The sequence below is a fragment of the Nonomuraea sp. NPDC049625 genome, from assembly GCF_040675285.1.
Classification (GTDB): Bacteria; Actinomycetota; Actinomycetes; order Streptosporangiales; family Streptosporangiaceae; genus Nonomuraea; species Nonomuraea angiospora_A.
Genome location: NZ_JBFAOQ010000011.1, coordinates 384,559 through 392,489, shown reverse-complemented (window position 1 = coordinate 392,489; position 7,931 = coordinate 384,559). Strand labels below are relative to the sequence as shown.

General features: G+C 72.6%; 6 protein-coding genes and 1 pseudogene. 5 read left to right on the top strand and 2 right to left on the bottom strand.

Annotation, left to right across the window (positions count from 1 at the left end; translation table 11 throughout):
- Positions 1–92 precede the first annotated feature (92 nt).
- A pseudogene (locus AB0J87_RS40550) lies at positions 93–401 on the top strand (RNA-guided endonuclease TnpB family protein); the annotation flags it as partial.
- 120 nt (positions 402–521) lie between these two features.
- Here the strand turns inward: AB0J87_RS40550 and AB0J87_RS40545 are convergent.
- Entirely contained in the window at positions 522–1,739 is a 1,218-nt protein-coding gene (locus AB0J87_RS40545; RefSeq protein WP_363974906.1) for a CoA transferase, read from the bottom strand.
- Positions 1,740–1,897: 158 nt separating this feature from the next.
- Between AB0J87_RS40545 and AB0J87_RS40540 the strand changes: the two genes are divergently transcribed.
- Genes AB0J87_RS40540 through AB0J87_RS40530 form a run of 3 tightly spaced genes read left to right on the top strand, consistent with a single transcriptional unit; the run spans position 1,898 to position 5,618 of the window.
- A complete protein-coding gene (locus AB0J87_RS40540) occupies positions 1,898–2,974 on the top strand; it encodes an NAD(P)-dependent alcohol dehydrogenase (protein WP_363974903.1) in 1,077 nt (358 codons plus the stop codon).
- Positions 2,971–4,371 (top strand): aldehyde dehydrogenase family protein, encoded by a 1,401-nt coding sequence (locus AB0J87_RS40535; protein WP_363974901.1) that lies wholly within the window; start codon positions 2,971–2,973, stop codon positions 4,369–4,371. The genes AB0J87_RS40540 and AB0J87_RS40535 overlap by 4 nt, the downstream gene beginning before the upstream one ends.
- A complete protein-coding gene (locus AB0J87_RS40530) occupies positions 4,368–5,618 on the top strand; it encodes a cytochrome P450 (protein ID WP_363974898.1) in 1,251 nt (416 codons plus the stop codon). Before AB0J87_RS40535 ends, AB0J87_RS40530 begins: the two co-directional genes overlap by 4 nt.
- Here the strand turns inward: AB0J87_RS40530 and AB0J87_RS40525 are convergent, their stop codons facing one another.
- Positions 5,619–6,101 carry a hemerythrin domain-containing protein gene (locus AB0J87_RS40525; protein WP_363974895.1) on the bottom strand — a complete coding sequence of 161 codons (483 nt, stop codon included), beginning with the start codon at positions 6,099–6,101 and terminating at the stop codon, positions 5,619–5,621.
- A gap of 115 nt (positions 6,102–6,216) precedes the next feature.
- On the opposite strand from AB0J87_RS40525, the gene AB0J87_RS40520 reads away from it, so the two are divergent.
- Positions 6,217–7,926 carry an ABC transporter ATP-binding protein gene (locus tag AB0J87_RS40520; RefSeq protein WP_363974892.1) on the top strand — a complete coding sequence of 570 codons (1,710 nt, stop codon included), beginning with the start codon at positions 6,217–6,219 and terminating at the stop codon, positions 7,924–7,926.
- The last annotated feature ends 5 nt before the right edge of the window (positions 7,927–7,931 follow it).

Here is a 7,931-nt window from a genome sequence, read left to right as displayed (position 1 = left end):
ACGTCGCCCGCGAGGTCTACGCCTTGATCAAAGCAGCGACAGCCGACCACGCTCCCGCCCCAGCCTGACGACTTGACGAACATAGGGGCATCCAAACGGTCGTGATCGAGGACCTCACCGTCCGCAGCATGGTCAAGAACGGCAAACTCGCCCGAGCCATCTCCGACGCCTCGTGGCGGGAGCTGCGGAGCATGCTGGAGTACAAGGCCGCCTGGTATGGCCGGGCCGTGATCGCGGTGGACCGCTGGTTCCCCTCCTCCAGGCTGTGCTCGGCTTGCGGAAGCGTGCAAGACAGGATGCCGCTGAACGTCCGGAAGTGGGCCTGCGCGTGCGGCGCGATCCACGACCGGGACGTCAACGCGGCCCGCAACCTCTTGGCCGCTGGGCTGGCGGACAAGTAAAACGCCTGCGGAGCTGGTGTAAGACCTCAACGAGAGTCCTCTCGGGCGGGCGACCGGCGGTGAAACAGGAACTTCCATGGGCGACCGTGGGGATCCCTCTCGATTTCGAGAGGGAGGAAGTCAAATGGCTCCTTCCTGGTGCAGGTGGGCGATGTCGGTGTCGGAGTAGCCGAGGGTGCGCAGCACCGCGTCGGTGTGCTCGCCGAGCCTCGGGGGCGGGCCGGCGGGGGCCAGGGGGCGGCCGTCCACGTGGGCGGCACCGCCCAGCAGCACGAGTTCGCCGCCGCCGGAGGCAGGGGAGGGCAGTCGGTGCAGCAGGCCGCGGTGCTCGACCTGCGGCGAGCGCAGCGCCTGCGGGACGGTGACCACCGGCGCGGCGGGCACGCCGGTCGGCAGCAGGATCTCGTCCCACTCGGCCGCCGACCTGGTCTTCAGCGTCTTCTCCAGTTCCTCGCGCAGAGCATCGCGGTGGGCCTTGCGGTCGTCCCTGGTGCGGAAGCGGGGATCGTTCATGAGCTCCGGCCGGCCCAGCACCCGGCAGAGGGTCTCGAACTGCTCCTGCTTGTTGGCGGCGATGTTGAGCTGGCCGTCGGCGGTCTCGAAGGTGCCCGACGGCGCCGACGTACGGTTCTCGTTGGCCATGGCCACCGGCTCCCGCCCGGCGACGAGGTAGTCGGAGACCACCCAGCCCATCCCCGTGAGCGCGGCGTCCAGCATGGACACGTCCAGGTGGGCGCCCTGGCCGGTGCGGAGCTTGCGGTGCAGGGCGGCGGCCACGGCGAAGGCGGCGGTGATGCCCCCGGCGCTGTCGCACACCGGGTAGCCCACCCGCACCGGCGCGGTGTCCGGCGTGCCGGTGACGCTCATGATGCCCGCCAGGCCCTGGATCACCTGGTCGTAGGCAGGGCGCTCGCGCATGGGCCCGGTGGCGCCGAAGCCGGACAGCGCGCAGTAGACCAGGCCGGGGTTGATCTCGCGCAGCCGTTCCCAGCCGAAGCCGAGCTTGTCCAGGACGCCGGGGCGGAAGTTCTCCAGCAGCACGTCGGCCTCGCCCAGCAGCCTGGTGAAGACCTCGCGGCCGGAGGCGTGCTTGAGGTTGACGGTGACCGAGCGCTTGCCCGCGTTCTGCGCCAGGAAGGAGACGCCGAGGTTCTCGCCGCTGAGGCGGGGGTCGGCGCCGAGTTGACGGGCCAGGTCTCCGGTGCCGGGGATCTCCAGCTTGATCACGTCGGCGCCCATGAGGGCGAGCTGGTAGCCGGCGTACGGGCCGGACAGGACGTTCGTCATGTCGAGCACGCGTACGCCGTCGAGCAGCCGCGGTGATGAGTTGTCGGTCATCGAACCCCTGTCCGTACCGCTATGTGGTCCAAAAATACCGTACAGCGGTTCAGGCGGACGTGTCGATGACCGCGCCGCATGCTTGACACGCCCAGGGAACGGCCATAGCGTCGCCATTGAATTGGACAGCTCCGTCCAAAAAAAGCCCGGGGGGAGTGATGCGAGCTCGAGCGGCGGTCCTGCGCGACCCGGGCAGGCCGTTCACCGTCGAGGACGTCTCGCTCGCCGCGCCCGGCCCCGGCGAGGCGCTGGTCCGCGTGGCGGGCGCGGGCATGTGCCACACCGACGTGCTGTTCCGGGGGCTGGCGGAGCTGCCGATGCCGATGGTCTTCGGGCACGAGGGCTCGGGCGTGGTCGAGGCGGTCGGCCCCGGGGTGACCCGCGTGGCGCCCGGCGACCACGTCGTGATGAGCTACGACTCCTGCGGCTGGTGCGGGCGGTGCGTGACCGGCGCGGCCTCGTACTGCGACGAGTTCATGGCGCGCAACCTCAGCGGGGTGCGCGCGGACGGGTCGGCCGGGGCCACCGGGAGCGGCGGCGAGCCGGTCGCGGCCCGCTGGTTCGGCCAGTCCTCCTTCGCCACCCATGCCGTCGCCACCGAGCGCAACCTGGTCACCGTCGACAAGTCGCTGCCGCTGGAGCTGCTCGGACCGCTGGGCTGCGGCCTGCAGACCGGCGCGGGCTCGGTGTTCATCGCCCTCAAGGTCCGCCCGGCCGACGCCATCGCGGTGTTCGGCGCCGGGGCGGTCGGCCTCGCGGCGGTCATGGCCGCCAAGGTCGCGGGCGCCGGCGAGATCGTCGCCGTGGACCTGCACGCTTCCAGGCGCGAGCTGGCCCTGGAACTCGGCGCCACCCGGGCGCTCGACGGCGCCGACCCCGGCCTGGCCGACGCCGTCGGAGAGGTGGACCACTCCTTCGACACCACCGGCGTGCCGGAGGTGATCCGCACCGCGATCGCCGTGCTGCGCCCCGGCGGGTCGTGCGGCCTGGTCGGCGCGGGCGGCGGCGAGGTCACGCTGCGGCCGACCGCGCTCGCCGGGCGCACCGTCCGCTTCATCCTGGAGGGCGACGCCGTGCCCCAGCAGTTCATCCCCATGCTGATCGGGCTGTGGCGGCAGGGCCGCTTCCCCTTCGACCGGCTGATCCGCACGTACCCGCTGGGCGGCATCAACGACGCCGAACGCGACTCCGCGAGCGGCGCCACGGTCAAGCCCGTCCTGCTGCCGGCCTCATGACGGACTTCGCCATGACCGTCGGCGGCGCCGCGGCGGCCGGCGCCGGCACGTTCGACGTCGTCGACCCGGCCACGGGCGAGGTCTTCGCCCGGGCGCCCGACTGCGGCGCCCACCGGCTCGACCAGGCCATGGCGGCCGCCCGCGCGGCCTTCCCGGCCTGGCGGCGCGACGAGCGGCACCGCCGTGACCTGCTCAGGGAGGCGGCAGGCGCGCTCGAGGCCGCGGCCGGCCGGCTCGCGCCGATCCTCACGGCCGAGCAGGGCAAACCCCTCAAGGACGCTCGGCGCGAGGTCGCCACCGCCGTGACGTGGCTGCGCTACTACGCCGACCTGGACCTGCCCCGCGAGGTGTCGCAGGACGGCTCCGCCGAGGTGATCCGGCGCCCGCTCGGCGTGGTGGCCGCCATCACGCCGTGGAACTTCCCGATCGCCCTGGCCATGTGGAAGATCGCGCCGGCCCTGCGCGCCGGCAACACCATGGTGCTCAAACCCTCCCCGTACACGCCCTTGACCACCCTGGCGATGGGGGAGATGCTTGCGCAGATCCTCCCGCCCGGCGTGCTGAACGTCATCAGCGGCCGCGACCCCCTCGGCGCCCTCATGACCGCCCATCCCGTACCTCGCAAGATCAGCTTCACCGGCTCGACGGCCACCGGCAAGCGCGTCGCCGCGGCCGCCGCCGAGGACCTCAAACGGGTCACCCTGGAGCTCGGCGGCAACGACCCGGCCATCGTCCTCGACGACGCCGACCCCGGGCGGATCGCCGACAGCCTGTTCTGGAGCGCGTTCGCCAACAACGGCCAGGTCTGCCTGGCGGTCAAGCGGGTCTACGCGCCGGAGCGGCTGTACGACGACCTCGTCGAGGCCCTGGCCGTACGGGCCCGGTCGGTGCGGGTGGACGCCGGCACCGCCGACGGCGCCCAGCTCGGCCCGATCAACAACCGCCCGCAGTACGAGCGCGTCGCCGGCCTGGTCGGCGACGCGCTGGAGCACGGCGCGGTGGCCGCGGCCGGCGGCCGGCCGATCGACCGGCCCGGCTACTTCTACCAGCCCACCGTCCTGTCCGGCGCGACGGACGGCACGCGCGTCGTCGACGAGGAGCAGTTCGGCCCGGCGCTGCCCGTCATCGCCTACCGCGACCTCGGCCAGGCCGTCGAGCGCGCCAACGGCACCGCCTACGGGCTGACGGCGTCGGTGTGGTCGCCCGACCTGGACCGGGCCGCGCGGGTGGCGGCCGAGCTGGACTGCGGCCAGGTCTCGATCAACGCCCACGGCCGCGGCGTCCGCCCCGACCTGCCCTTCGGCGGCCACAAGTGGAGCGGCCTCGGCGTCGAGAACGGCCCTTGGGGCCTGTACGGCTACACCGAGCTCCAAGTCCTGATAGGGAATCAATCATGAACATGACCATCGAGCAGGCGGGGCTCATGCTGGCCGACCCCCTCGCCTACGCCGACGAGCCGCGGCTGCACCAGGCGCTCACCCTGCTGCGCCGGGAGGCCCCGGTCCATCTCGTGGAGGCGCCCGAGTACACGCCCTTCTACGCCGTCACCCGGCACGCCGACATCATGCGGGTCGAACGCGACAACGCCCTCTGGCTCAGCGCGCCGCGCCCGGTCCTGGGCAAGAAGGCGTTCGAGGAGCACGCCAGGCAGCAGGCGGCGCAGGGCATCCAGTTGAAGACGCTGGTCCACATGGACGACCCCGACCACCGGGTGGTCCGGGCGATCGGCGCCGACTGGTTCCGCCCCAAGGCCATGCGCGCCATGGAGAGCCGGATCCAGGAGCTCGCCCGCCGCTACGTGGACCGGCTGGCCGAGTACGGCGGCGAATGCGACTTCGCCACCCAGGTCGCGGTGCACTACCCGCTGTACGTGATCCTCTCCCTGCTCGGGCTGCCCGAATCCGACTTCCCCCGCATGCTCAAGCTCACCCAGGAGCTGTTCGGCGGCGCGGACGCGGAGACCAGGCGCGGGGACACCGCCGAGGACCAGTTCGCGGTGCTGCTCGACTTCTTCGCCTACTTCCAGCAGCTCACCGCCGCCCGCCGCGCCCACCCCACCGAGGACCTGGCCTCCGCCATCGCCAACGCCCAGGTGGACGGCAAGCCGCTCAACGACATGGAGACGGCCTCCTACTACGTCATCATCGCCTCCGCCGGCCACGACACCACCAGCTCCACCGTCGCCGGCGGCCTGCACGCCCTCATCGAACACCCCGACCAGCTCGCCCGGCTGCGCGAGGACCCCGGCCTGCTGCCGTTCGCGGTCGACGAGATGATCCGCTGGGTCACCCCGGTCAAGGAGTTCATGCGCACGGCCTCGGCCGACACCAGCCTCAACGGCGTGGACATCAAGGCGGGCGAGTCGGTGCTGCTGTCCTACCCGTCGGCCAACCGCGACGAGGAGGTGTTCACCGACCCGTTCGCCTTCGACGCCGGCCGCGACCCCAACCGCCACCTGGCCTTCGGGTTCGGCGTGCACTACTGCCTCGGCGCGGCGCTGGCCCGGATGGAGCTGAAGGCCCTGTTCGCCGAGCTGCTGCCGCGCCTGGAGAGCGTCGAGCTCGCCGGCCGGCCCGAATGGAGCGCCACGACCTTCGTCGGGGGCATCAAGCACCTGCCCATCCGGTACAAGCTCCGCCGCTGATCAAGACATGAGGAAGTCGGGCCTGGCCCGGCGCCACTCCGGGGTGTCCAGCGCGTTGAGCGCCGCGACGATCCGTTTCTCCTCGTAGACGAAGTGCGTCTCCATCAGCGCGGCGAGGCTGTCCAGCTCGCCGCGCACCAGGACCGGGTCGTGGTCCCGGCCGAGGCCGTCGAGAAGCGCTTGTAACCGCCGCAGGGAATCGTCCACCAGCCGGTGGTCGCGGCGCAGCTCCTCCAGCACCGGTCGCAGCTCGGGGAAGCTCCGGGCGAGCTCGGGGAAGGCGCCGCCGTCCTCGCCGGTGTGGTGCCGCTCCAGCGCGGAGCAGAAGGTCAGGCAGTGGGTACGCAGGTCGCGGGGGAGCGCGCCGCCCGCGAGATAGGCCTCGACGTCCTCGCGCAGCGCGTCGAGCTGCTCGCGGAGCCAGAGGTGCACGTCGATCAACTGGTTGCCGAACGCCTCCAGGCGTCCGTCGGGTGTTTCCATGGTCGTCCCATGTTTCGGCGCCTCCATGCCCTCGGCGATCTGTTTGCCGGGTGCACCGCGACGCTGGGACGTACCCCATCATCGTTCCGGCGATCGGTCAAATAGGGTGAAGTTCGTGGAACCTGGGACTCCTGACCGCCGAGGCGCCGGACGATACCTGTGGTGGCTGGTCAGGAGTCAGCCCGGCCGCATCGCCGTCGGCGCGTTGCTGGGCTCCGCCTGGATGGTCTGCCTGACGCTGCCGCCGTACTTGCTGTCCCGCGCCATCGACGACGGCCTGGCTCCGGGAGACAAGCCCGCGCTGGCCGGCTGGACCGCCGCCGTGCTCGGCGTCGGCGTCCTGAACGCCTGGCTGGCCATCATGCGCCATCGCACGATGACCAGGGTCCGGATGGACGCATCGTTCCGCACCGTACAGGTGGTGGTGCTGCACGCGACGCGGCTGGGCGCGGCGCTCCCGCGCAAGGTCACGGCCGGGGAGGTGGTGACGATCGGGTTCGGCGACGCCGGCCTGATCGCCCACGCGCTGACCATCACCGGCCCCGGCGTCGGCGCGGTGCTCGCTTATGTCGTCGTGGCCGGGCTGCTGCTGGCCGTCTCGCCGCTGCTGGCCGCGGTGGTGCTGCTGGGCGTGCCGCTGCTGGTCATGCTGGTCGGGCCGCTGCTGGGACGGCTGCGCGGCGCCGAGACGGCGTACCGGCTGCGGCAGGGCGAGCTCGCCGCCCGGTTCGGGGACATCGCCGGAGGGCTGCGGGTCCTGAACGGCATCGGCGGCAAGGACGTGTACGCCGAGCGCTACCGGCGTGGCTCCCAGGAGCTCCGGGAGAAGGGCTACCAGGTGGGCGCGGTCACCAGCTGGATCCACGCTCTCGGGGTCGGCCTGCCCACGGTGTTCCTCGGCGCCGTGACGTGGCTGGCGGCCCGGATGGCCGCGCAGGGCGACATCACCACCGGCGAGCTGGTCGCGGTGTACGGGTACGCCGGCGTGCTGGTGGTGCCGGTCACGAACCTCATCGAGACCGGCTACGGCTTCAGCCGCGGCCTCGTGGCCGCCCGCCGGGTCATCCACTTCCTCACCCTCGAACCGGACGTCACCGGCGGCGACGCGGATCCGCCCGCGTCGCCCGCGCCGCTGCGCGACCCGGCCTCCGGCGTCGAGATCGCGCCGGGGATGCTGACCGCGCTGGTCAGCGCCCGGCCGGGGGACTCGGCCGCGGTGCTCGACCGGTTGGGCGGGTTCACCGCGTCGGCCGCGACCTGGGGCGGGATCCGGCTCGACACCATCGACCCGGTACGGGTCCGCGAGCGGATCCTGCTGGCCGACAACGAGGCGGACCTGTTCGCCGGCATGCTGCGGGACGTCGTCGCCGGCCGGCACGATCCCGGCGACGAGGCCGTGGGCCGGGCGGTCCACGCGGCCATGGCCGAGGACATCGTCCGGGGGCTGCCGCACGGGCTGGACTCCGCCGTCGACCCCCAGGCCCGCAACCTGTCCGGCGGGCAGCGCCAGCGCGTCCGCCTGGCCCGGGCCCTGCTGGCCGACCCGGAGATCCTGCTGGCGGCCGAGCCCACCTCCGCCGTGGACGCCCACACCGAGGCGACCATCGCCGCCCGGCTGCGCGAGGCGCGAAGGGGCCGTACCACGGCAGTCACCACGACCTCGCCGCTGCTGCTGGACCGGGCGGACACGGTGTACTACCTCGTGGACGGCTCGGTCGCGGCGGCCGGCGAGCATCGCGACCTGCTGCACGAGCACCCGGGCTACCGCCTGCTGGTGTCACGCGACGACGAGCCCAGCACACCGCCCGAGCGGGCCGCCCGATGACCGGA